Here is a 24,844-nt window from a genome sequence, read left to right as displayed (position 1 = left end):
ATAATTATTGTAAATAAAAACGTAGGGAGACTTATCTAATAAAAATCTCCCTACGTTCTTATTTATCCTATTTTCCTTGATATAAATTCATACATTTCTATTATTTCAGTTGCTAATTGTATAAAATTCATAGTAGTCATAAGATGATCTTGAGAATGTACTAACACAACACTCATCTCTGTCTTACTTCCACTTGCTTCTGCCTGTATTAATTTAGTTTGGAATTTATGTGCCTTAATTAAAGTTGCTTCAGCTTCTTTTATGAGTTCTCTCGCTTCTTCATATTTTTCCTGCTTTGCTTGTTTTATAGCTTGCTTAGCTGTACTTTTTGCATCTCCAGCATGTGCTATTATTCCAAATGCTATCTCAACTATTTTTTCATCCATTCGGCTATCCATCCTTTGTAAAAATTAATCTTAATAATATTATTTTGTCGCTAAATAATATAAAGTTCTTGCTCCTTCTCCAGTAGCACCCTTACTTTTATATCCTTTATCTTTTTTAATTGAGACTGTTCCTGCTATATCCATATGAACCCAAGGTACATCACCTACAAATTCACCAATAAATAATCCTGCTGTTATACAGCCTCCATACTTTCCTGAAAAATTTTTTAAGTCGGCATTCTCTCCTACTATTAATTCTCTATATTCTTCAAAATTAGGCATTCTCCAAACTTTTTCATCACATAACTTAGCAGCTTCTTCTAAATTCCTATATAAATCATCGTTATTTGATACTATAGGAGTTGTTATACTTCCAAAAGCTGTAACTGCAGCTCCTGTTAGTGTGGCAATTGTAACCACTTTATTAACTTTCTCCTTATTAATTATGTAATGGACTGCATCAATTAAAGTTAGTCTACCTTCACAGTCAGTATTTAATACTTCTATAGTCTTTCCAGACATAGAAGTTATAATATCTCCAGGTTTATATGCTTTAGAAGATATTATATTCTCACATGCTGCAATAACTGATACTACATTTTTTTTAAGTTTATTTTTTGCAATTGCACACATAGCACCTATTACTGCACCTGCTCCACCCATGTCTGTTTTCATATCAACCATAGAAGCTGTACGTTTTAAAGAATATCCTCCAGAATCAAAGGTTATCCCCTTGCCAACAAAACCTAACCTATCATCACTATCCACATCACCATTGTATTTCATGACTATAAACTTTGGACTTTTATTAGATCCTTTTGCAACAGATAAAAAAGCTCCCATATTTAAATCTTCTATATCTTTTTCATTATATATTAGAGTCTCAAATCCATACTCCAAACCAAGTCTTTTAGCTTCTTCTGCCAAAGTTTGCGGATACATAAAATTTGCTGGTTCATTTATTAAATTTCTTGACACTATATTGCATTGTGCTAGTAACTTTCCATTCTCTACAGCATCACAGTATTCTTCATCCAAAAACAAATGAATACTAGTAAGTGAATTTGTTGACTTCTCAGTCTTATATTTTTCAAATTTATAACTTCCAAGAATTAAACCCTCCACAAACACCTCTATTTCTTTTTTGCTTAATTGTAAATTTTTAATGTTTGTAAAATTAATTTCAGTTATATTTTTTTTATTTAGTTCTCTTATTATATTGGCTGCTATAGTTCTTATCTTTTCAGTTGTTAGTGATTTACGTTCTCCTAATCCACATAAAAAAGTTCTTTTTTTAATTTTTTCTAAACATATAATATCATCTATACTTCCATATTTAGAATCAAATTCATCTATTAATGCTAAACCATTATCCATACCTTTATATAAAAGCAATATGTTTGAGTTGTCAAAATTCGTTTGACTCTGTATATTTTCAATAATTTTTATATCCATTATGTATCTCCTTGTATTACAATGTAGATATTATAATAACTCACCAAGCTACTTTAATAATTGATACGTTCATCCGTGTGGTAGTTTCTTTACTTATATTTAGCTATTTTACTGAACGCTCTTTAATCATTTTTACAGCCATTTTTAATACTTTTTCACCGTCCATTGCACCATAATCTTTACTATCTATAACTGCTACTGGAACTATAGAATCATAAGTTGCTTTTACCTCATCTAACATGTATTTAACTTGTGGTCCTAATAATATGCAATTAGGATTTTTTTCTTTTACTATATTGTCTATTTCTGAATATGAATAAGCTTCTACCTCTACAGGTAATTTAAAATTATTTGCAACACTTTGCATCTTATTTGCTAACAAACTTGTTGACATGCCTGCACTACAAAATAAATATATTTTTTTGTTCATAAGAAATACCTCCTAATAAATAATTAACTATTATATATACTATCTAATGCTTGTTTTAAATCTTCAATCAACGAGTCAGCATCTTCTATTCCAACATACAGCCTTACATGCATTTTAGACATTTTTCTCTTTTCAAGTTGCTCTTGATTAATACCTTTAAATGCTGGTAAAACTAAACTTTCATAGCCACCCCAACTCACACCAATTTGAAATAATTTTAAACTATTAACAAACTTTTTTAATTTATCAAAATCATTTTCTTTTATTACAAATGATAATAAACTTGCATATCCCAATAAATATTTATTTGCTAACTCCTTTTGTCTTTTATTACCGCAAAATGGATGATTTACTATTTCTATTCTATCATCTTGCTGTAAAAAATTTATAACTTTTTTTACCGATTGTTGTTGATAATTAAGCCTCATAGGTAGTGTTCTCAATCCTCTTAACAATAACCATGAGTTAAACGGACTATTTACTGCTCCTAAGTTTTGGTGAGCAAAATCAAATATTTCATCAATTATTTTATTTGTGGATATAACCGCTCCTGAAACAACATCAGAATTTCCACCTATATATTTAGAACATGAATGTATTACTACATCAACGCCATGTTTTATAGGCTTTTGAAAAATAGGTGTTGCCCATGTATTATCAATTACTGTTATTATATTTTTTTCTTTAGCTATTTTTGTTATAGCTTCTAAATCTAATAACTCCATAAGCTGAGAAGATGGACTTTCCATATATATTATTTTTGTATTTTCTTGAATATTATCTTCAATATCTTCCATTGATTTTACAAAAACATTAGTATGTTCTATTCCATACTTTGACAACGAGTTCATAAATGTAGTTGCTTGTCCATATATGATATTTAAAGATATTACATGATCTCCATTTTGCAGTAAAGTTAATAATGTTGATGATATAGCTGCCATTCCAGAACTAAAAACTTTACAACCTTCTCCACCTTCTAATTGAGCCAACCTTTTTTCAAGTAACTGTGTAGTTGGATTTGTTCCTCTAGTATACATATAACTATTTTTTTCATCATTGCATATATCTAAAAATTGTTCATAACTATCAAAGCTAAAAGTACTTGTTTGAACTATTGGAGGAGTTATTGGTTTATAACTTCCTATTTCATTTTCACCAAAATGTGTACATATATTCATTTCTTTAGTATACATTTTATCTATATTTTCCATATCGATTTTCTCCCTTAATGTCTAAAACTCAAATGATGCTAAATCTATATCGTCTTCTTCTTTAGCTTTATTTTCTTCTTTATGTAGTTTAGAATCTAATGCTTTTACAAATGGATAATATATAACAAATCCGACGCCTATTAGCACTACTTGTAGTAATAATCCACTCAATCCTGATACTAAATATCCACTAGCAAGTGCTGGTGTTGTCCATGGTATCATTACACCATTTGCAAAATTTACTAAACCAAGTTTCATTGAGAAGTAAGTTATCAACCCTGCTATTGGAGTATTGATTAACCAAGGAATAAATAATAGTGCATTTAAAACAATTGGCAAACCAAATATTATAGGTTCATTTATATTAAATATACTTGCAGGCAAAGCTAGTAATCCAAGAGCCTTTAAGTGTTTAGATTTAGTAAATAACAATAAGCTTAAAATTAATGGTAATGTATTACCTGAGCCACCTATAAGCATAAAAGTGTTTCGCATTTGAGTTGTAATTATATTTGGTAAATCTAATCCCGCTGTAAATGCTTGTAAATTTGCCTCATTTTGAGCTAACCATATTGGACTCATCACAGAACCTACTATATCATTTCCTTGTAACCCAAAGAACCATAAAAATTGACCTGTGACCTCTGCAACTAATAGAGATATTACATTATTACCCAATATTAATAATGGCTTTTGAACTATTTCAAATACAAAATTATGTATATCTCCATATGGAGTTAGCATAAATATAACTCTTAGTGTAACAGCAAATATAGATACCGCAAGTATTGGCATTAATGCTGAGAATGATTTCATTACTGCTGGCGGAACACTATCAGGCATTTTAGGAGCTATACCTAAAGCTTTGACTTTTCTATATATATCAGTAACTACAATTGCTAATATTATAGATATAAACATCCCTTTAGCCCCTAACCATTCTAAAGGAAACACACCATCTGTTATTGGAGTTACAATCAGAAATGCCATTAATGTACATACAACTGAATAAATTATATCTGTTTTCTTAATATGTGCATAATTATATGCAACTGCTATTAATACAAATAATCCCATCATATTTATAGATGCTCCTGATACAGAAGTTACAATTCCCTGAAAAACCCCTTCCCCAAAAGTATTATTTAGAAAATTTTCATATCCTTTTGATGGAAAATATGCTGCTAGCATAAAGAATGAGCCTATCATAAAAAACGGAGCCATTCCCATCATTGAATGTCTAATAGCATTTAATATATCATTACTTGCTATTTTGTTTGCTACTGGCATTAGTTTTGCCTCAATTAAATCGATAAATTTTTTCATATTTCCTCCCTACTTTATAACCTAGAATCAGTACCCTCTGTCTCCTATTTATAATAATATATTTGTTGTTACTATTTAATTATACATTACGCTTTTTTAATTGTCTAGAGTTTTAAAATAATAACTCTAGTTTTTTAACTAAAATACCCTATATTGCATTCACTGTATGGACATTATAAAAGTAGAATTTATATATCAATATTATTTTGGAAACCTCCATTTAAAGATAAAAGAAATTTAAACTTTACAGATAATAAAACTTTTATATTGTATGACATATTAAATTACTTAGGAAAATTATTTATAGATTGGAATATATGAAATAGCTCTAACTGGTCAAACTTTATTTTACTAGATATCATTTCTATATTTTCTTTAGATTATGTTTTAAAAGTTATTGTACCTAATATATAAATAGTTTTTTTCATTACAAATAAAAAAGTGTCACTAATGATTTTTATAATCATATCAAGACACTTTTTCTTATATTATTCTTTTTTAGTAACAAAGTGAAGTTCATAACTATCACCCCTATAATGTATTATTGCGTATTCTATAGGACTATTATTTTGAGAGTATACAACGTGTTCCATCTCAATTATTGGGTCACCTTCTTCTATTTTCAAATAATTTATGTCATCGTTATTAGCACTTTTAGCTCTAATAATTTTATCAGCATTATATATTTTTATCTTTATGCTATTTTCTATATAATCATATAAAGAATTCTCTACAACCTCTTTATTTAAACCAACTATTTTATCTATTGGCATATATATTTGTTCTAATATAATTGGTTTTTTATTCAAAAATCTTACTCTTTTTATCGAGTATACGAATTCGCCTCTTTTTAATTGTAATTTATCAACTATTTCTTCATTAGCTTCTATTACTTTAAACTCTTTAACCTCAGTCTTTTTATCATACCCTTCAAAGTTACTTGAGAAACCAAAAGTGTTAGGATGATTAGAGTATCTTTTATTTTTATTATCTGGTCCATATTGAGGTCTAACAAAAGTTCCTATACCTCTTGACTTTATTATATAACCTTCTGAAACCAACATATCCATAGCCTGTTTCATAGTCATTCTACTACACTTAAACATATTTGAAAGTGTCTTTTCATCAGGAAGCTTTTCATTTATTTTAAATTCATTAGCTTTTATTTTATTTCTTATTTCATTAGCTATAATCTCATACTTATACATCAATTATCTGCTACTCAAAATATGGTCAAATATATCCATATCGAGATTTTTCCTTCTTCACTGAACCTCGCCTTGCCTAAGCTACTACGATTTGGTATAGTTCTCCAAAGGCTTAAATTCCGAAGTTAGCCTTCTGTACATATATAAGTGCTTTTAAGGCACGTGTGGGCGAATTACTTTGTATTTAAACTATCTTATATTTTTTAGCATTTTTAAGATTAATACTTGCATTTAAATCTCTATCAATAGATAAACCACAACTACATTTATAAACTCTATCTTTAAGTTTTAAATTCTTATTAATCTCTCCACACTGGCTACAAGTCTTTGATGATGGATAAAATCTATCAACAATTCTAAGTTCTATATTGCTTTGCTTACACTTAGACATTAGTTTAGTTTTGAACTCAAAGAACTTCTGACTTGCTATAGCCTTTGATAAATGCTTATTTTTCATCAAATTAGAAACTGCTAAATCTTCAATAGTTATATAGCTTGGTTTTTGCTTTATAATCGAAGATACAGTTTTATTAATATCATCAGTTCTTATATTAACTAATCTTTGATGGAGTTTTTGTACTTTAACTACTTGCTTTTGGATATTTTGACGAGTAGCTCTCCCTTCTTCTATTTTATTTCTTATTTTTAAACTTTCATATTTCCTTGAAAGTTTTATCTGTTCTCTTTTTAATTTCTTTTCAACTTTCTTAACTACTGAAGTTTTATTTATGTTTTTAAACTTGCTTCCATCACTACATATAGCGAATTCTTTTAATCCTACATCGATACCTATACCTTCATTAGTAGACTTTGATAGCTCTATATCATCTTCTTCAACTAATATAGACACATAATATCTATTAGCTTTTTGACTAACAGTACCACTCTTAACTATTGAATTTGTAGGAATATAACCAAACTCTTTTAACTTTATCCACCCAAGAGTTGGTATTTTAACTCTATGTCTTTCTAGGCTCCAATCAGTTTTATTATTCTTAGGGAAATAAGCTTTTACATCTTGGTTTTTCTTTTTCTTGAACTTGGGAAATCCTTTAATCTTTTTAAAGAAATCTTTAAATGCTTTATCTCCATTCATAATAGCTTGTTTGGTAGCTTTAGAAGATACTTCTTTAATCCATTTCATATCTTGATTATTAGGTATATATTCATTATTTAGCCATTTTGAAAAATCAATTCCACTGATAAATTTTCCTTCTCTTTCATAAAGTTCTTTATTATGAGCAATATAGAAGTTGTATATAAACCTTGATACACCAATAGTTTTGTGTATTTTAGATTTTTGTTCATCAGTGGGGTTAATCTCTATCTTGTATGCTCTTTTCAACATCTTCATCCTCTCTAATCTTTTTCTTGTATTTTCTTAATCCATATATGCGACAACTAAAAATATGAAGTATTGATATTATATCTTGAACTAATTCTTCTTGAGGTGAAAGACTTTCATTATTTACAACTATAATCTCTACATTGAATTTAGTTAAAAATCTTTCAAACTAATCATATCCAAAACGAATAAATCTATCTTTATGAGTTATTATAATTGTACTTACTTCATTAGTCATACAACTATCAATAAGTTTATTCTATTTTTTGCAATTATAATTTAACCCGCTTCCATAATCCTCAATGACTTCATCTACTATTATTCCTTTAGAATTAGCATATTGTCTAAGAAATTCAACTTGATTTTTTAAATCATCTTTTTGATTAGAGGTTGAAACCCTTGTATAAATAACTATTTTTCTATTATCTGTTTCTTTATGTATTCCTGTATATTCTAGATATTGTTCATAAGTGTAATACCTTCTATTTGTAGGCGTTCTAAATGACTTTAATTTACCATAATTATCCCATCTTTGCAGAGTTATAACTGACATATTTAACAATTCTGCAAATTATTTAGGCTTATAATGTTTACTCATATAATCACACCTTTCTGTGATTATATGATACTATATTTGATTATATTTAAATATATTTTTATTTTCTAATTATAACTCCTTTTTTCTAATACTAAACATGTAAGCTTATCATTTATATATTTTATCATATAAATTAAGTTTTCTTGGATTTTTATGAAATAACTTATTTTACATTCATATTTTCTTTATGTAAAGCAACTACACTAGCATCTGTATATATAACTTCTTAATAAGTTTATTATAGCTTATTTTTTACTTAGTGTTATATATGTTTTATCTCAAAGGCATTTGGAAACCCACTATCAATATAAAATCTTTCAGACGATTTTTTATCCATATCCTTCTTCACTTAATCTGCTAAATAAACGTAAACATCCGCATTATAGTAATTGAATATAGCTACTCTAAAGCGAGATTATTATTTAAATAATTTTCTTTTTATGTCTAAATACAGATATTATTTTACTGTTTTAGGGCATACTTACTATTAATAAAATTAGCGTAAAACTTTAGGATAGGAGAAACACATATGATATTTTTCATAGTAGGATTTATTGCATCTATTGTAGGAGCAATTTCTGGACTTGGTGGAGGCGTTATTATAAAACCAGTGTTAGATGCAGTAACTACACTAGATGCTTCAGTTATAAGCTTTTTATCAACTTGTGCAGTATTTACTATGTCTTGTTCGGCTGTTATTAAACATATTAAATATAAAACTAGCTTTGAAAAACCAACAACTATATTACTTGGAAGTGGGGCAATTTTAGGAGGTTTAATTGGTACTGAAATATTTGAATTTATAGTTGAATTTATTAACAAAGATAAATTTATAAAAATAATTCAGAATGGACTTCTTTTTACTTTATTAATATCTATATTAATATACATAAATCTACCTAATAAAAAACAATTCCATATAAAGAATCGTATATTTATAATTTTACTTGGATATACTTTAGGAATGATTTCATCTTTTTTAGGAATAGGTGGTGGCCCTATAAACATAACAGCTCTGACATTATTTTTCTCAATGGATTTAAAGAATGCATCTGTTAACTCAATAATACTGATACTATTCTCTCAAGCTTCAAAAATAGTAACTCTATTAATTTCAAACTCTATACCTTTAGGTCTTGATATATCAATGTTATTATACATAATCCTTGCAGCAATTTTAGGTGGGTTATTAGGTACTTCTATTAATAAAAAAATAAGTAAGACCAAATTAACCATTGCTTATAATGCTGTTATGTTATTTGTGATAATAACATGTTTATGGAACATAGTAAGATTATTTTAAAAGAGAAATTTTCAATGAATAAAAATGATTTACTTGAAATAGTTAAAAATACTTATATATATGGATATCCAATAGTAGGTATGTACTATTTACTATATATACAGATTATGAATCCCCAAACTAAATTAACAAATTTTAATGAATTTGCTCATACTGCTACTGTAGCATCACCAAAAACATCATTTATACCAGCACCAAACAATGATACTACATACTCAAGAGCTTGGCTTGACTTACGTGAAGAACCTGTAATAATAGAAGTACCCAACACTAATGATAGATACTATTCTATACAACTATTAGACTTATTTACAGAGACAATTACTAATATTGGTAGAAGATTAACTGGAACAGAGCCAGGCAAATTTGTCATTATTGGTCCAGATTGGGTTGGTAATTTACCTCAAAATACTCACATAATTAAAAGTAATACACCTCTTGCATTAGCATTTTTAAGAATTCTTATAAATGACAAAAATGATATTCAAGAAATTAAAGATATCCAAACCAAATTTAAAATATATAGACTTTCACAGCTCTCTAATAATGCATATTATGATAACTATAATACTAAGGATTTGCCAACATATAAAAATTCAAATTACCATGAATTTTTTGAAACTCTTAGTAACATACTTTCATTAATGCCAAAATTAAATATTGAGCCGAATGTGTTATTATCGCCTAACCAACTAAAAGAATTTCCTGATGATATATTAACTGAGGCTTGCGATAAGGCAAAAGAGCTTATCAATAATGAACTTTCTCCAGTCAGTCAATTTTGGTCATTAACAATGTACTTGTTTAAAAATGCATTCTTAGTAGACAATGAAATTGACCGTTACTCTATTGGAGACCGTACAAAAGGATTAGTCTATAATGAAGATGGTTCACTAATAATCTATATACAAAATAAACGTCCAAAAGATGAAAATAAAATAGCAAATTGGCTACCATCTCCTACAGAGAAATTTTACATGACTTTAAGATTATATGATCCAAGTGAAGATGCTATCTGTGGTAAATGGTTACCTCCTGTTGTTACTAGAGTAAACTAATAAAATTTTTAATATTTAAAAGGAGTTATATCTATGAGTAATTTTGCTTATACTGAAAAATCGAAGTTTGTTAATCCTAGATTGACAGAACATTCTAAAACAATGGAACAAAAAATTTATAAAACAGGTGAAAATGTATATAGCGCTGTTGGATTTGGATTATCTTATCCAGTTATGATTGAAGGAACTGACGGTATTATAATCATAGACCCAGCTGAAACTATAGAAATGATGGAAGAAGTAATGAAAGGTTTTCGTAAAATCACTGATAAACCAATCAAAGCAGTAATAGTTTCTCATAATCATGGTGACCATTGGGGCGGTATGAGTGTCTGTGTAAGTCAAGAACAAAGCCAAAATAAAGAAGTTTTAGTTATTGTTGATGAAACATTTATAAAACATTTCTCTCAAGCTAGTGGAGAATTGTTAGATATTAGAATGGGAAGAGCTGTTTGGATGTATGGTTCCATACTTCCCAAGGGAGAACATGGCTATGTTAACTTAGGCTGTGGACCTGTTTTATCTAAAGGTTCTAATAAATTTATTACACCAAACACATTTGTATCTGTTGAAAATGGATTGAAAATTACTATATCAGGTGTTGATTTAGAGTTATTCCACTGTGAAGCAGAAACTGAAGATGCTATATGTGTATTTTTACCTAAAGAAAAGATAATGTTTGTTGGAGATGCTGTTCAAGGTGAAATATTTCCTAACATATATACTGTTAGAGGTACTGTTCGTGATGCTAAGAAATGGTATACAGGAATTGATAAAATTCGTAAGTATCAACCACATTATTTAGTTGGAACTCATATGAGACCATTACATGGTAAAGATGCATGTACTTCGCTTCTAACAGACTACAGAGATGCTATACAATATACTCATGACCAAGCAGTTAGACTTATAAATATGGGATATACGCCTGATTATGCAATAAATGAATTAGGACAACTTCCCCCTCATCTATTTCAAAGAGAACGTTTAGGTGAATTTTATGGAACTTTTAAACAAGGAATTAAAGGTGTTTATGACCAATATATAGGCTGGTTTAATGGTGAAACAAGTAAATTAAATCCTATTTATCCTAAGGATGCAGCTAAAAAATATATAAAAATTATGGGGGGCCGTGAAGTAATATTAACTGAAGCTAAAAAGGCTATCGATGAAAAAGATTATGAATGGGCCGCAGAAATATTAAATTACCCTATCCGTATAAATAATAACGATATGGAAGCTAGAAACCTTAAAGCATCTGCTGTTCGTATGCTTGGATACCAAACAGAAAATGCCACTTGGCGTAATTGGTATCTAACTAGTGCTATGGCATTAGATGGAACCTTTGAACAAATAGTAAAACAAGGTGGAGCCAATGCAGGATTCCCTCCTTTTTCAAACTCATTTATAGGTCTAACATCCAAAGCTATGTTTGAATCTTTTAAAGTTAAGCTAAATGGTCCTAAAAGTTCTGCTGTTCATATGACTCTATTAGCATGTGTAACTGATACTAATGAAGTATTTAATTTAGAATTACGTAGAGGAATTATTGAAATACATGGTCAAGATAGTGATATAGAAGCTGATATTTCAATTGATGCATCCAAAGAAATCTGGGCAAAGCTAATCACAAAAGAAGTTAATATTATTGAAACTATTGAAAATGGCCTAGCAAAATGTAATGACCCACAAAAAGTTCAAGATTATTTAGACTTATTTGATGAATTTACTCCATTTGTAGATATGCCATTCTGGTTACAATAATTTTAAAGTGCCTATTTTGGATTTATTATTCAAATGTAGGCACTTTGTTGTAATTTAAATTTATTTTTAGTATCTTTAGCCTCTTACTTTGTATCTTTAGTCTCCTACTTTAAAATAAAAACTAGAGAATACTCTCTAGTTTTTATTTAATCAGTTAAGATTCATAACTATACAACTACTTGCTACAAATTGTATCAACTTCATATATATACCTATTAAGTATATTTTCTAACATTTCTTGTCTTCCAGACTTATTCTTTATAGTTGTCATTTGAAGTGCATAAGTTTCTAATTCCTTAAATCCAACTTTACCTTCTACTATATCTTTACCTATACCTTCACTAAAGCTTATATATCTATCTTTAGTAAAGTTTTCAAATACTTCATCCTCTAATAATTTATGAGCTATTAATAATCCTTTTGCAAATGTATCCATTCCTGCAATATAAGCTAAGAATAAATCTTCTACTTCAAAAGATGCTCTTCTTACTTTAGAGTCAAAGTTAAATCCACCTGGTGCTATTCCACCTTGTTTTAACACTTCATACATTGCAAGTGTTGCATCATATATATTTGTTGGAAATTGGTCTGTATCCCATCCTAATAATAAATCTCCTTGATTTGCATCAACACTTCCTAAAACATTGTTTATTCTAGCTATATTTAATTCATGTTGGAAAGTATGACCTGCAAGTGTTGCATGATTTGCTTCTATATTCATTTTGAAATATTTATCTAAATTGTACTTTCTTAAGAATCCTAAAACTGTAGCAGTATCAAAATCATATTGATGTTTAGTAGGCTCCTTTGGCTTAGGTTCTATTAAGAATTGTCCAGTAAATCCGATTTCTTTAGCATAATCTACAGCCATTTGTAGAAATCTTGCAAAGTTATCCATTTCAAGTTCTGTATTAGTATTAAGTAAAGTTTCATAACCTTCTCTTCCACCCCAAAATACAAAGTTTTCTCCACCTAAATACTTAGTCACTTCCATAGCCTTTTTCACTTGAGCTGCTGCATAAGCGTAAACATCAGCATTACAAGTTGTAGATGCCCCATGAACAAATCTTGGATTACCAAACATATTAGCAGTTCCCCATAATAATTTTATTCCTGTTTCTTTCATTTTAAGCTTTATGTACTCAACTATTTCATCTAATATTTTATTTGTTTCAGCTAAATCTTTTCCTTCTGGAGCTATATCTCTATCATGGAAACAGAAATACTCAATCCCCATCTTAGTCATAAATTCAAATCCTGCATCAACTTTAAATTTTGCTATTTCCATTGGATTTGTCATGTTGTTCCAAGGTCTATCTACTGTACCTACTCCAAACGGGTCGTTACTTTCTCCACATAAAGTATGCCAGTAACTCATTGCAAACCTTAAGTGCTCTTTCATAGTCTTATCTCCTACTACTTGCTCAGGATTGTAGTATCTAAATGCTAACTCATTTTTAGGATTTATTCCTTCAAATTTTATCTGCCCTATTCCTTTAAATATTTCACTCATTTTATATCCTCCCAATGTTTTACACATATGATGTATGTAATATTTTTTATCAGTTTAAAACTGTTTTAATTATTTATCTTTAAAGTTAACTGCCTCATCCAACATCTTAAAATCATCTTTTAAAGATTTATATAGTTTTTTATACAATTTATGATATCTCTTGTATATGTCCACATTTTCACTTATTGGCTCTAACTTAGTTGAAGTTTTTATTATGACATTGCAAGCTTGTTGTATATTTTCATATATACCTGCACCTACTAATGCAAGAATTGCAACTCCCAGTGCTGGACCTTCACTTGAGTTTATAGTATATACATCTTGATTAAACATATCTGCCTGCATCTGTCTCCAGACTTTACTTTTTCCTCCTCCACCAGAGGCTCTTACTTCATTAACTTCTATATTAAGACTTTGTATTATATCCATACAGTCTTTTAAACTGTACGAAACACCCTCCATAATTGCTCTCGCCATTTCTTTTTTAGAGTGCATTGGAGATAATCCAAAGAACACACCTCTAGCATAAGGGTCAAGATGAGGAGTCCTCTCTCCCATCATATATGGTAAGTAAAGTAATCCATTACATCCTGATGGAACCTGACCTACTTGCCCACTTATAATTTCATATACATCTTTCTCTAAAGATTTTGAAATTTCTATTTCTCTTTGACAGAAATTATCCTTAAACCATTTTAATGATAATCCTGCCCCTTGAGTAACGCCCATAACATGCCATGTATTTGGTACTGCGTGACAGAAAGTATGAACTCTACCTTCTTTATCAATTTTAGGTTCTTTTGTATATGCAAATACCACCCCTGATGTGCCAATAGTAGATGAAACTACCCCTTCTTTAACTATTCCATTTCCTATAGCTCCTGCTGCTTGGTCTCCAGCTCCACCTACAACTATTGTTCCTTCCTCAAGCCCTGTTAAGTTTGCTACCTCTTTAGTCACATATCCTGTAATTTCTTGAGATTCATAAACTTTCCCTAAAAGGCTTTTATCTATATTCAATTTTTCAAGGACTTCATCACTCCAATTTCTTTTACTTATATCAAGTAACTGCATACCACTTGCATCTGATACTTCTGTAGCATATTCTCCTGTCAACTTGTATCTTATATAATCTTTTGGAAGAAGTATTTTATTAGTATTTCCGTAAATATCAGGTTCATTATTTCTAACCCATAATATTTTTGATGCTGTAAAACCTGTAAGTGCTGGATTAGCAGTTATTTCAATTAATCTTTCTTTTCCTACTAAATCAGTTATCTCTTCACATTCTTTTATTGTACGTTGGTCGCACCATATTATAGAGTTTCTTAATGTATTACCTTCTTTATCTAACATAACTAGGCCATGCATCTGTCCTGATAATCCAATTCCTTTTATATATTCACTACTTATATTTGAACTTTGAATTACATGTCTTATAGATTTTACTACAGCTTCCCACCAGTCATTAGCATCCTGTTCTGCCCAGTCTGATTTCTCTTGTATAAGAGGATATTCATATGTACAGCTTTCTATAGTATTTCCTAATTTATCAAATAAGACAGTTTTAGTACCTGATGTACCAATATCTACACCTAATACATACTCCAATTTAATCCCTCCTTGAGATAGTGCTTTATAATTACCGTTTTCCTATTGCAAATTTTTTATATTTAGATATATTTTACTTGCTTTATTTTTGTTAGTATATTAAACTAACTTATGAACTAATAATAAAATATTTAATTATCTTTGTCAATGCAAAATAACCTTTTATTTTTAACTAAAAAGTATTACAATATTATTTTAAGGAGGAATGTCAAATTGGTTACTGATAAATACACTATTCGAGAAATGAATGAAAGATTGGTACTTGAACAAATTATAAAAAATGGTCCTATTTCTAGGGCAAGTATCGCCTCTACCATAGGATTAAACAAAGCAACTATATCTGCTATTACAAAAAAACTTATTGATGAATCTCTAGTCCATGAGATAGGAATTGGAAATAGCACTCATAGTGGTGGAAGAAAACCCATACTTTTAGTATTTAATAAATGTGCAGGGATTTCTTTAAGTATGGATATTGGATATGACTATATATTTTCTTCTCTATCTTATTTAGATGGAACTATTGTAAATTCAAAAAACTTGACAGATATACAGGTAAATAAAGATAATGTCATACAACTAATAGATGAAATCATAAATAGTTATAATATATCCAAAATAGACACTCCTTATGATGTAATAGGATTCACTCTGGCTATACATGGGATTACTTGTGAAAATAAAATACTGTTTACTCCATATTATAATCTTAATGAGATTGATTTATATAGTATCCTTAGTGAGAAATACGACTTCCCTATTCATATAGAAAATGAAGCAAACTTAACTGCTTTAGCTGAGAGTACTTTCTCAACTGTACATAATTCACTACTTAGTCTTAGTATTCACAGTGGATTCGGTTCAGGCATTATAATAAATAATAAATTGTATAATGGTAGAAATGGTATGAGTGGTGAAATTGGTCACACTATTATCATGCCTAATGGTAAACCCTGTCCTTGTGGAAACCTTGGATGTTTAGAACAATATTGTTCAGAGAAAAAAGTATTTGAACAACTTTCTTCTTTAGAAAATATATCTAAGATAGATTCTAATACGGTAAAACAGCTATACTATGCAAATAATCAAAATACTAAGAAAGTTATTCAAGATTTTTGCAGTTACTTATCAATAGCTATAAATAATGCTATTGCAACTTATGCTCCTGAGATAATCTATTTAAATAGCCAAATAATTAGAGATATCCCTGAGATATTACAGATTACAAAAGATATGTTAGTTAGTTCTTTTAACAAAGGTATAAATATAGAAATTTCATTATTAGGGTCTGAGGCATCTCTATATGGTGGTTCTGCTGTAAATATTAAGAGCTTTCTAAACATACAAAATTTAACTTTAATGAACGAAATAAATGATAAAATAACTACACTATAATGAGTAATCTAAAAACTAGCTTGAAAAGCTAGTTACATTTTTTAATATCTAGACGAATTAAAAGCCATTACTTATACTATAATTGTAATGGAATACTGAAAAAGGTAACTACATCTAAATCGACATTTACAACAGATGAATCACTTCATAAATCACTTTATTTAATAACTTCAAGTATTATATATAAGTGAATTCAAAGTTTTAGAACCTGACCTAAAGTATTAAATCGATTAAATATTCATATTAATAAAATATTAGTTACAGTTATTATTAAAGTCAAAAAATTTAAGAATAGTTTTAGATAGATGCTATTTTTATAAAAATAGTAATAATCTTAAATAAGGGTTATGACTACACAGCCATAACCCCTTTAAAGTATAAATTCTAAAATTAAATTTATCCTAGAGTTTACATAAGATTATTTATAGTATCTTTCTTAAAAGTTGCACATTAATTAAATATTAATATAAGGTTTCTATTCATCATCAGATAATAAACCCATTGTAGGTTCAACTATAGAAATATTGTCTTTACCTATCTTCTCTAACTTTACTGCTAGTTCTTTTGCATCTGAAAAAGCTGATTCAATAACCATACCTAAATTTAGCCCTGAAATGATTTTAATTCTACTATCACTATTGGCCTCTAATAAAGCTGCATTGCATGGCGTTCCACCTATTAAATCCACCATTATAGTTATTTCTGAACTTTCTTTATATACTTCTAAAGCTTTTTTTAGTTTTTCTATTGTTCCTTCAATTCCATCATCTTGCTTCATATTTACAGTAGGATAATCTATAGTATCCCCTATTATCATTTTAGCAGAATTCAAAACTTCTTCAGCCATATTTCCATGACTCATCAAAATAATACTATTCACTTTAATACACCTCTCTAATTTTATAAAATATCTACAAGATAAGTTTTCTTATCATCAGGCGTCATTATAGTTGTAATTTCAATTCCTTCATCTAGGAGTTTTTTGAATGCTTCTTTTTCTTCTTCAGTAACACTGATATTCGGCTTTAACACAGTTGTGTTCTTTCTACTTGACATATTTCCAACATTTATATTATGTATTTTTAATCCTGCTTCTATAAACGGAATAAGGTCAACAGGAGATTTTACAATTAATAATACATTTTGTCCTTCATACTTACCAGAAGTAATATTTTTTATAGCAGTTTCTTCTGTAATTATAGATGATGCTATACCTGCAGGTGTCGCCATTCTTAGAACTTGTTTTTGAACAGAATTATTAGCTACTGCATCATTTACTACCATTAATCTTGTAACACCTAATTTATTACTCCACATAGTTGCAACTTGACCATGAATTAAACGGTCATCAATACGAATATTTTTAATTCCTTTCATTTCCATATCTAATATCACCCTTTCCTTATTTTAAAATACCTAACGCATATAGAATTATTGAAACAACCATTACACCCAAAATTAAGTATATTGGTTTTATGTTCTTTTTAAGAGCCCAATAAACAATAACAACTAAAATTGCAGGAACTAAACCAGGCATAATTTGGTCTAATATTTCTTGACCTTTCATTGTAAAGTCACCTTGTTGAAAGTTCAGAGCAACATTAGCTTTTACTACAGAAGGTATTAAGGCACCTACAACCATTAACCCTAAAATAGAAGTACTCTCAGTTAAGATTTTTAAACTTCTTTCAATTGAAGATATCAGTTTAGTCCCTGATGTATAACCTGCATTAAATAGTGGTATACTTAATAGTTTCAATGCTACACTTACTACAATCCATAATAAGATTCCAAATGGACTTCCATCTAGTGCCATATTAGCTGCTATAGCTCCAAAAATTGTCCATGGAATAACAACAAATAAACTATCTCCTAGACCTGCTACTGGTCCCATCAATCCTGTTTTAATTGAAGCAACAGCCTCTTCAGTATCTTCACTTGATAACTCCTCCATAGCTACATTAATACCCAAAATATAAGGTGCAACCCATGGATTAGTATTAAAAAATTGTAAATGATTTAATACAGCATTTTGAAGTTTTTCTGGCTTATCTTTATATACTGTTTTTAAAAATGGTAATACTGCATAACAATATGCTAAAGCTTGCATCTTCTCATAGTTTGAAGAGACAGAACTAGTAAAAAACCAGCGCCATAAAACACTTTTTTTGATTTTTTCATTTGATTTATTTGATGACATATTATCACTCATCTTCATCCATACCTCCTACTACAGTATATTGTTGTGCTTGATTTTCCACATTCTTTTTATAAATTATAAGGGCGATTGCTCCTCCGATTAAAGCCACACCTAATAATGGTACTTTCATATAGACTGCTAAAACAAATCCAATCACTAAATAACTAAAGTACTCTTTGGCAGGAAGATATCTAAGTAATAATCCTATTCCTACTGCTGGAAGTAACCCTCCAGCTACTGTTAAACCACCTGTTAACCATTCAGGTGTATATTTTAAAATAGTATCAACCAAAGAAGGCCCAAATATTACAGCTAAAGCAACTGGAATACCTGTTGTAGCTGCTGTTAATAATACTCCTAGCATTTGCATATATGTTATATTTTTATAATTTCCTTTTTTAGCTCCATCTTCTGCTTTATGAACTAGCCATATACCAATAGTGTTTCTAAGTACATCTAACTGTACCATCAACAAAGCAACTGGAATACCTATAGAAATTCCTACAGATGCTTCTTGGCCAGTTGTAATAGTTATAAATGTAGCTACTATACTTGCTGTTTGATAATCAGGAATTGATGCTCCACCAAAATTACTAATCCCTAATGATAGTAATTGTAATGTACCCCCAATATATAGACCTGTATTTATATCACCTAATATAAGCCCCGTAATAAAACCTGCTGTTACTGGTTGATATGTCCCAAACATTGTTGAATTTTTTTCATAGTTTATAAAAAATCCATATACTACGATTAATAATAATTGCCATAATTGTGGCTCCATTATGATTTCACCTCTCTCAAAATATTTTTTACTTCTTCAAAGCTATGCTTAGAATTTTGCTTTAAGAAAATAGGAATTTCTTCAAGTGGGCATTCTATTTCATAAACTTCTCCACCTTCATAACTAATTCCACTAAATATATTTTCCCATGTATATCCTTTTGGCAAATATACTTTTCTACTTCTGTCTTTATAATTCATTATTGGAGCAACCAAAATTTCCTCTCCAAACATATATGTATTATCAATCTCCCAAGTTTTATCATCTTCGGGAAATTCATAAAATAGAGTTCTCATAACTGGCGTTCCATCTTCATGAGCTTCCTTCATTAAATCTTTTAAATAAACTTTTAAACTTTCCCTGATTTTTATAAACTTTGTAAGAATTCCTTCAACCTCTTCACCATAAGACCATATCTCATTAGGAGCTCCAGTAACCATCGAACCACCACCTTTATTTGATAATGGCTTACTGTGAGGTAACCTATCTCCATGCATTCTCAAAATTGGTGAAAAAGTAGCATATTGGAACCATCTTACCATAAGTTCTCTAAACTCTGGGTCTTTAGGATTTCCTCCATGGAAACCTCCAATATCTGTAGTCCACCAAGGTATACCTGCTAGTCCCATATTCAACCCTGTATTTACTTGATTATTAAAAGCCTCAAAACTAGAATCAATGTCTCCAGACCATACTAAAGCCCCATACTTTTGAGCTCCTGCCCAAGCTCCTCTTACAAGAGTAACAACAGATTCTGTATTATCATGTAAACCATCATAAATCATTTTTAAATAATCAATAGGATAAATATTTCCACAGCTCAAAACATTTCCTTTTTTATATCTATAATTATCAAAATCATAAACAGAATATCCTGGTTCAGCTACATCTAACCAATAATAATCAATTCCAAGTTGCTTATAATTTTTATCTATTCTATCCCAAACATATTCCCTTGCGTTTTTGTTTGTCATATCTACAAAGACTGTATTTCCCTGAATTTGCATTGTCATTCTAACGCCACGATTAACATTAACCAAATAGCCATTTTCTAAATAATCATTGTAATTTTCTGCATCACTTTGAACTGTAGGCCATACAGATACTATTGGTTCTACTGAATACTCTTCTTTCAGTTTTTTAACTAATTCCTTAGGATTTTGCCAATAATCTAAGTCAAATTTATATTCCCCTTGCTTAGGCCAATGAAAATAGTCTATTGCAATTGATGAAAGTTTAATACCTCTTTTTGAGTATTCTTTCACAACATCCAAAACTTCTTCCGAAGTTCTATATCTTAATTTACTTTGCCATAGACCTAATAGGTTTTCAGGCATCATAGGTACAGTTCCTGTAACTTGAGAGTAATTTTTACTTAACTCTTTTGGGTTTTCTCCACAAGTAATCCAATAATCTATAAAGTTTGTAGAGAACATCTTCCATTCTGTCATGTTCTTGGCAAAAGATACTCTTCCAATCCCTGGATTATTCCATAAAAATCCATAACCTAAACTAGAAATATAATAAGGAACTGATATTTGAGAATTTCTTTGTGCTAATTCCAAAACTGTATTCTTTAAATCTAGAAATTCATGCTGGTATTGTCCCATCCCAAAAACCTTTTCACAAGGTTCAGACTCAAATCTAGTAGTTACTTCAAATTCTCCACTATAACTCGGCTTATATTCTCTTGATTTTAATTTAAGTGTAGAGTTAAAGTCTCTGGTAATTTCAATGGTTCCTACATCCTCTCCACCATCATCATGTTTTACAGCTCTTAATCTAATAAATTCCTTTAACAGTATTTCATTTTTATCATTATAAAAAGTAATTCTATCTCTATGGTCTAAGACAGCCTTTACTTTTCCATTTTTAATACTTACACTACCATCTTCACTCTTCTCGATTTCAATATCTTCTTTATTCAACTTAGGTTTTTCATTAAGAGCATAATTTTCATCAATAAAATTTTGGTCGACAAATGACCTAATACGTAAAGAGTTTTTTCCCCATGCTTCTATTCGCAGTAGTTCATTGTCAAATCTTTTTTCAATATAATCTTCAAATATTCTTACCACAGCCATCCTCCTAAATCGATAATTTAATATTCCATTTTGATGTACTTTAAAATTAAATAACTCAGTCTAATATCTTAATTTTATATATTAAACATTGCATACAATTTATTTGTACATTAAACTAACTTACTAATAATATACTTTATTTGCCTCTCTTTGTCAATCGTTTTCCAAAATTTGATATAATTTTCCAATTTAGTTATAGATAATAGTTTCGAGATGTCTTAACTCTCCTTTATTTTATCTTTTTGTGACTTTTCATTAATTTTAATTTTTATATAATGTGATAAATCCAATACAAGTAAAAAACAAAAAATACTAGTGGATAAAAACTAGTATTCTCAAATATCTTATTATTTTAATTTTAAAATTGTCAGAAACTTCATTAATATATATCAACAAGTGATGCTTATATATACTTATTATTCATTACACCATGAAAATTTCACTTCTTCTTCATATGCAATTAATTCATAGATACACATATATCCTTTACAATATTTTATTATTATATTGATGTTCTTTAGATATAAGAAAATTAGCATATATCATACTTCTTAAGCATATATCAATAAAATTTTCACTTACTTATCTTCTCTAAGTTCATCAAATCCAACTATAGGTATTTCTAAATTATATTCATTAAGTAATTTTTCTAACTCATCTATAAAAATACCTTTTCCTTCTACCATTTGAACATCATTTATTTTATTCATCAAATCCTTGCAACCACTCAATTCACCAAACCAATTTTTAGAACTACAGGTCTTATTATATCCACAACTTGGACTACCATCTATTGCAATAATACTTTTTATATCATAATTATTTTTTAAATATTCATTAAACTGTCTTACATAAGGTAGTAGCATTTGTCTACATTGTTCTCTAAAAAACAAATTGTCAAACTGTTCTTTTACATGTCCCCACCTATTTATTCCATACATAATCATTTCTGGACATGGTAATTGAATTATTCCATATCCATTATTTACTAAATCTATTGTTATACTTTGTGCACCTTTAAATTCTGATAAACCCTCCACTTTAGAATTACAGTTTAATATACAATGACACACTACTACAATCTCTCTATTTCTTTTCATAATATTCTCCTTAATTATTCTCACTTTTAATAATACTACATATTTTGATAATTTTATTATTCATTCGTTCTATATTTATAGTATTCTATATAGAAATATACAATTAGTAATCTTTTATAATCTATACTATGATAAATATATAGATTTTTTTTAGGAGGTATTATAATTGAATACTAAGAAAATAACATTTTCTTCAATGTGTATAGTTATTAACATTGTCTTAGGTATAGCTATATCTATGATAAATATACCATTATTATTTTTAGATACAGTTGGTACTGTGCTTGGGGCTGTTGTATTAGGTCCTTTTTGGGGTGCTCTTATTGGTGGATGTACAAACTTGGTTTTAGGAGTTATATCAGGCCCTACAAATATACCTTTTGCTCTTGTAAATATTGTTCTTGGTCTTATCGTTGGTTATATTTCTAAGAAAAAAGGGTTTGGTTATAAGGAAGCTATTATTACAGGACTAATTCTATCTGTTGTTTGTCCTTTAATTGGTACTCCTATTTCAGTTTTATTGTTTGGTGGTTTAAGTGGAAGTGGTGCTGATTTATTGGTTGGTTTTTTAGTTCAATCTGGTCAAGAGATATTTACTGCTGCATTCTTTCCAAGAATCCTTAGCAATATAGTAGACAAGCCTTTATCTTGTATTATGGTTGTGTATTTTATAAGTAAAATGCCTAAAAGTTTTATATCTCAATATAATAGAAGTACATCTAGTTCTTCTTAATAAGTTGTATATCATATCTAATTTGTTAATCTTTATAATAAATTTAAATGCATATATTTGTATAGTGATATTTTATATTTTTTTTATTAACTTTTAATATTGATGATTTAATTATGCAATATTTGTATTAATTTTAATTAAATACAACATCTTAATATAAATTTAGATTCTAAAGCTATATTAAGATGTTGTATTTTTATTTTATAATACACTTAGAGTTTTATGGTAACATATAGAATACATATTTTAGATATTAGCTAAAATGCTTTTCACTAAAAATCATTTTTTACAAGTATTTCTTATACTAACAAATACCTCTTCATTTTCTGTAAACAACTCATACATATCTTCAAACTGTGGTATATCATATCCATGAGAATCATCATTTCTTAACTTTCTAAGTGTTTCTATAACTATAGAAGAATTTTTTGGCAATAAGTTGTGATACTCACAGGCCAATAGATAATCATAGAAAGTCTTAGATTTTATGTTTAAATTAATTGATTTGTAATACAACATTGCTTTTGTTAATTCTAGAAATGAGACCATATAGCTTTTAAAACCTTCTTTTACATATCTATCCCATAATTCAGGCATCTCTTCTTTAGTATATAGTATTTTGAAGTTTTGCAAATCATATAAGCAAGAACCAAAATCCCTATTTACTTCTTCTATTGAATTCCAAGACAATTTATTTCTAATTACCATACATATCCCTCCAGTCTAAGATATCTATTACATCACTATTTTCAAAATAGAAATTATTTATATAATCCTTAAAACCGTTAGATTCATAAATAATATCACCTTCTAAAATAGCCTTTTTAAGTGCTATTGTATAGTTATCTGTAACAATTTTTAAGTCTACATCAACATCTAATATATTTCTTAGAGCCTCTGTTTTTGTTGCAAGTTCTGTAATTGGTACTTTTTTGATAGGAATCCATGCTATATCTATATCACTTTCTGATGTGTGCATATCTGTTCCATAACTACCAAATATTATGATGGCCATAGTATTTTCTTTTGGAAATATATTTATTATCGAGCTTCTAATCTCATCTGGTATATTTCTCATTTAATCACCTCATATTAATTATGTAATATTACTTAGTTAAATAATTCTCCTTCAAAAGCTCCTTACATTAATGAATTAAAGTTATCTTATAACTATTTTAAACCAATTTTCATTTCTAGTTTTTATTTATCTACTTGATTGACAGAATCATTGAATTTCAATTTAAAATTACTTTAAATAATTATCAAATTTTCTTTTTTATTATACTTTTTAATTTTAGAAAGTAACATAACAATCTTATTTTATAATTATTATATAT

General features: G+C 28.7%; 22 protein-coding genes and 1 pseudogene. 5 read left to right on the top strand and 18 right to left on the bottom strand.

Annotation, left to right across the window (positions count from 1 at the left end; genetic code table 11):
* Positions 1-62: 62 nt before the first annotated feature.
* The 8 genes and pseudogenes from KGF50_RS07770 to KGF50_RS07735 all read right to left on the bottom strand — a co-directional run bounded on the left by KGF50_RS07770 (position 63) and on the right by KGF50_RS07735 (position 7,926).
* A complete protein-coding gene (locus tag KGF50_RS07770; RefSeq protein WP_227847534.1) occupies positions 63-386 on the bottom strand; it encodes a PTS lactose/cellobiose transporter subunit IIA in 324 nt (107 codons plus the stop codon).
* A gap of 39 nt (positions 387-425) precedes the next feature.
* Complete coding sequence (locus tag KGF50_RS07765; RefSeq protein ID WP_227847533.1) at positions 426-1,841, bottom strand: leucyl aminopeptidase; 1,416 nt, start codon at positions 1,839-1,841, stop codon at positions 426-428.
* 103 nt (positions 1,842-1,944) lie between these two features.
* Positions 1,945-2,271, bottom strand: a complete 327-nt coding sequence (locus tag KGF50_RS07760) for a PTS sugar transporter subunit IIB (RefSeq protein WP_227847532.1) — start codon at positions 2,269-2,271, stop codon at positions 1,945-1,947.
* A gap of 23 nt (positions 2,272-2,294) precedes the next feature.
* Positions 2,295-3,485, bottom strand: a complete 1,191-nt coding sequence (locus KGF50_RS07755) for an aminotransferase class I/II-fold pyridoxal phosphate-dependent enzyme (RefSeq protein WP_227847531.1) — start codon at positions 3,483-3,485, stop codon at positions 2,295-2,297.
* Positions 3,486-3,506: 21 nt separating this feature from the next.
* Positions 3,507-4,811, bottom strand: coding sequence for a PTS transporter subunit EIIC (locus KGF50_RS07750; protein ID WP_227847530.1), 1,305 nt, complete (start codon positions 4,809-4,811; stop codon positions 3,507-3,509).
* A 488-nt stretch (positions 4,812-5,299) separates the two neighbouring features.
* Positions 5,300-6,019, bottom strand: coding sequence for a GntR family transcriptional regulator (locus KGF50_RS07745; protein ID WP_227847529.1), 720 nt, complete (start codon positions 6,017-6,019; stop codon positions 5,300-5,302).
* Positions 6,020-6,203: 184 nt separating this feature from the next.
* Positions 6,204-7,364 carry an RNA-guided endonuclease InsQ/TnpB family protein gene (locus KGF50_RS07740; RefSeq protein ID WP_413926807.1) on the bottom strand — a complete coding sequence of 387 codons (1,161 nt, stop codon included), beginning with the start codon at positions 7,362-7,364 and terminating at the stop codon, positions 6,204-6,206.
* A pseudogene (locus KGF50_RS07735) lies at positions 7,336-7,926 on the bottom strand (IS607 family transposase). The gene KGF50_RS07740 and the pseudogene KGF50_RS07735 overlap by 29 nt, the downstream one beginning before the upstream one ends.
* A gap of 565 nt (positions 7,927-8,491) precedes the next feature.
* Here KGF50_RS07735 and KGF50_RS07730 point away from each other — a divergent pair.
* Genes KGF50_RS07730 through KGF50_RS07720 form a run of 3 tightly spaced genes read left to right on the top strand, consistent with a single transcriptional unit; the run spans position 8,492 to position 12,087 of the window.
* Entirely contained in the window at positions 8,492-9,265 is a 774-nt protein-coding gene (locus tag KGF50_RS07730) for a sulfite exporter TauE/SafE family protein (RefSeq protein WP_227847527.1), read from the top strand.
* A 14-nt stretch (positions 9,266-9,279) separates the two neighbouring features.
* Positions 9,280-10,323 (top strand): DUF1254 domain-containing protein, encoded by a 1,044-nt coding sequence (locus KGF50_RS07725; RefSeq protein ID WP_227847526.1) that lies wholly within the window; start codon positions 9,280-9,282, stop codon positions 10,321-10,323.
* A gap of 33 nt (positions 10,324-10,356) precedes the next feature.
* Positions 10,357-12,087, top strand: a complete 1,731-nt coding sequence (locus KGF50_RS07720; RefSeq protein WP_227847525.1) for an alkyl sulfatase dimerization domain-containing protein — start codon at positions 10,357-10,359, stop codon at positions 12,085-12,087.
* Positions 12,088-12,262: 175 nt separating this feature from the next.
* Here the strand turns inward: KGF50_RS07720 and xylA are convergent, their stop codons facing one another.
* Complete coding sequence (xylA, locus tag KGF50_RS07715) at positions 12,263-13,600, bottom strand: xylose isomerase (protein WP_227847524.1); 1,338 nt, start codon at positions 13,598-13,600, stop codon at positions 12,263-12,265.
* Positions 13,601-13,669: 69 nt separating this feature from the next.
* A complete protein-coding gene (xylB, locus tag KGF50_RS07710; RefSeq protein ID WP_413926806.1) occupies positions 13,670-15,217 on the bottom strand; it encodes a xylulokinase in 1,548 nt (515 codons plus the stop codon).
* Between the two features lie 207 nt (positions 15,218-15,424).
* Between xylB and KGF50_RS07705 the strand changes: the two genes are divergently transcribed.
* A complete protein-coding gene (locus tag KGF50_RS07705) occupies positions 15,425-16,606 on the top strand; it encodes an ROK family transcriptional regulator (protein WP_227847522.1) in 1,182 nt (393 codons plus the stop codon).
* 475 nt (positions 16,607-17,081) lie between these two features.
* On the opposite strand, the gene KGF50_RS07700 is transcribed toward KGF50_RS07705, so the two are convergent.
* From KGF50_RS07700 to KGF50_RS07675, 6 genes are all read right to left on the bottom strand, one after another.
* Complete coding sequence (locus KGF50_RS07700) at positions 17,082-17,486, bottom strand: PTS sugar transporter subunit IIA (RefSeq protein ID WP_227847521.1); 405 nt, start codon at positions 17,484-17,486, stop codon at positions 17,082-17,084.
* A 20-nt stretch (positions 17,487-17,506) separates the two neighbouring features.
* Positions 17,507-17,989, bottom strand: coding sequence for a PTS sugar transporter subunit IIB (locus KGF50_RS07695; RefSeq protein ID WP_227847520.1), 483 nt, complete (start codon positions 17,987-17,989; stop codon positions 17,507-17,509).
* A gap of 19 nt (positions 17,990-18,008) precedes the next feature.
* Positions 18,009-18,824: a PTS system mannose/fructose/sorbose family transporter subunit IID gene (locus KGF50_RS07690; RefSeq protein WP_227847519.1), complete on the bottom strand. Its 816-nt coding sequence runs from the start codon at positions 18,822-18,824 to the stop codon at positions 18,009-18,011.
* On the bottom strand, positions 18,811-19,590 hold the full coding sequence (locus KGF50_RS07685; RefSeq protein WP_227847518.1) for a PTS mannose/fructose/sorbose/N-acetylgalactosamine transporter subunit IIC: 780 nt from the start codon (positions 19,588-19,590) through the stop codon (positions 18,811-18,813). Before KGF50_RS07685 ends, KGF50_RS07690 begins: the two co-directional genes overlap by 14 nt.
* Positions 19,590-21,674 (bottom strand): TIM-barrel domain-containing protein, encoded by a 2,085-nt coding sequence (locus KGF50_RS07680; RefSeq protein ID WP_255654799.1) that lies wholly within the window; start codon positions 21,672-21,674, stop codon positions 19,590-19,592. Before KGF50_RS07680 ends, KGF50_RS07685 begins: the two co-directional genes overlap by 1 nt.
* A gap of 578 nt (positions 21,675-22,252) precedes the next feature.
* Positions 22,253-22,774 carry a CD3072 family TudS-related putative desulfidase gene (locus tag KGF50_RS07675; RefSeq protein ID WP_227847516.1) on the bottom strand — a complete coding sequence of 174 codons (522 nt, stop codon included), beginning with the start codon at positions 22,772-22,774 and terminating at the stop codon, positions 22,253-22,255.
* A gap of 166 nt (positions 22,775-22,940) precedes the next feature.
* Between KGF50_RS07675 and KGF50_RS07670 the strand changes: the two genes are divergently transcribed.
* The gene (locus tag KGF50_RS07670) at positions 22,941-23,507 is read left to right on the top strand and encodes a CD3073 family putative ECF transporter S component (RefSeq protein ID WP_227847515.1); all 567 of its coding nucleotides are present in this window, start codon (positions 22,941-22,943) and stop codon (positions 23,505-23,507) included.
* Positions 23,508-23,786: 279 nt separating this feature from the next.
* Here the strand turns inward: KGF50_RS07670 and KGF50_RS07665 are convergent, their stop codons facing one another.
* The gene (locus KGF50_RS07665) at positions 23,787-24,215 is read right to left on the bottom strand and encodes a hypothetical protein (protein ID WP_227847514.1); all 429 of its coding nucleotides are present in this window, start codon (positions 24,213-24,215) and stop codon (positions 23,787-23,789) included.
* Complete coding sequence (locus KGF50_RS07660; protein ID WP_227847513.1) at positions 24,205-24,585, bottom strand: nucleotidyltransferase domain-containing protein; 381 nt, start codon at positions 24,583-24,585, stop codon at positions 24,205-24,207. Before KGF50_RS07660 ends, KGF50_RS07665 begins: the two co-directional genes overlap by 11 nt.
* Between the last annotated feature and the right edge of the window lie 259 nt (positions 24,586-24,844).

Origin of the sequence: Clostridioides sp. ZZV15-6598 (genome assembly GCF_020657705.1) — a bacterium.
In the GTDB taxonomy this organism is placed as follows: Bacteria; Bacillota; Clostridia; order Peptostreptococcales; family Peptostreptococcaceae; genus Clostridioides; species Clostridioides difficile_F.
Note: the sequence above shows the minus strand (reverse complement) of the source record. Positions and strands in the feature narration are given on the sequence as shown.

Excerpts from the sequence above, each read along its gene's own strand:
- KGF50_RS07760 (WP_227847532.1), bottom strand. The coding sequence starts at position 2,271 with ATGAACAAAAAAATATATTTATTTTGTAGTGCAGGCATGTCAACAAGT.
- xylA (WP_227847524.1), bottom strand. The coding sequence starts at position 13,600 with ATGAGTGAAATATTTAAAGGAATAGGGCAGATAAAATTTGAAGGAATA.
- KGF50_RS07755 (WP_227847531.1), bottom strand. The coding sequence starts at position 3,485 with ATGGAAAATATAGATAAAATGTATACTAAAGAAATGAATATATGTACA.
- KGF50_RS07665 (WP_227847514.1), bottom strand. The coding sequence starts at position 24,215 with ATGGTAATTAGAAATAAATTGTCTTGGAATTCAATAGAAGAAGTAAAT.
- KGF50_RS07730 (WP_227847527.1), top strand. The coding sequence starts at position 8,492 with ATGATATTTTTCATAGTAGGATTTATTGCATCTATTGTAGGAGCAATT.
- KGF50_RS07750 (WP_227847530.1), bottom strand. The coding sequence starts at position 4,811 with ATGAAAAAATTTATCGATTTAATTGAGGCAAAACTAATGCCAGTAGCA.
- KGF50_RS07680 (WP_255654799.1), bottom strand. The coding sequence starts at position 21,674 with ATGGCTGTGGTAAGAATATTTGAAGATTATATTGAAAAAAGATTTGAC.
- KGF50_RS07695 (WP_227847520.1), bottom strand. The coding sequence starts at position 17,989 with ATGGAAATGAAAGGAATTAAAAATATTCGTATTGATGACCGTTTAATT.
- KGF50_RS07745 (WP_227847529.1), bottom strand. The coding sequence starts at position 6,019 with ATGTATAAGTATGAGATTATAGCTAATGAAATAAGAAATAAAATAAAA.
- KGF50_RS07725 (WP_227847526.1), top strand. The coding sequence starts at position 9,280 with ATGAATAAAAATGATTTACTTGAAATAGTTAAAAATACTTATATATAT.
- KGF50_RS07765 (WP_227847533.1), bottom strand. The coding sequence starts at position 1,841 with ATGGATATAAAAATTATTGAAAATATACAGAGTCAAACGAATTTTGAC.
- KGF50_RS07690 (WP_227847519.1), bottom strand. The coding sequence starts at position 18,824 with ATGAAGATGAGTGATAATATGTCATCAAATAAATCAAATGAAAAAATC.
- KGF50_RS07675 (WP_227847516.1), bottom strand. The coding sequence starts at position 22,774 with ATGAAAAGAAATAGAGAGATTGTAGTAGTGTGTCATTGTATATTAAAC.
- KGF50_RS07770 (WP_227847534.1), bottom strand. The coding sequence starts at position 386 with ATGGATGAAAAAATAGTTGAGATAGCATTTGGAATAATAGCACATGCT.
- KGF50_RS07660 (WP_227847513.1), bottom strand. The coding sequence starts at position 24,585 with ATGAGAAATATACCAGATGAGATTAGAAGCTCGATAATAAATATATTT.
- KGF50_RS07720 (WP_227847525.1), top strand. The coding sequence starts at position 10,357 with ATGAGTAATTTTGCTTATACTGAAAAATCGAAGTTTGTTAATCCTAGA.
- KGF50_RS07685 (WP_227847518.1), bottom strand. The coding sequence starts at position 19,590 with ATGGAGCCACAATTATGGCAATTATTATTAATCGTAGTATATGGATTT.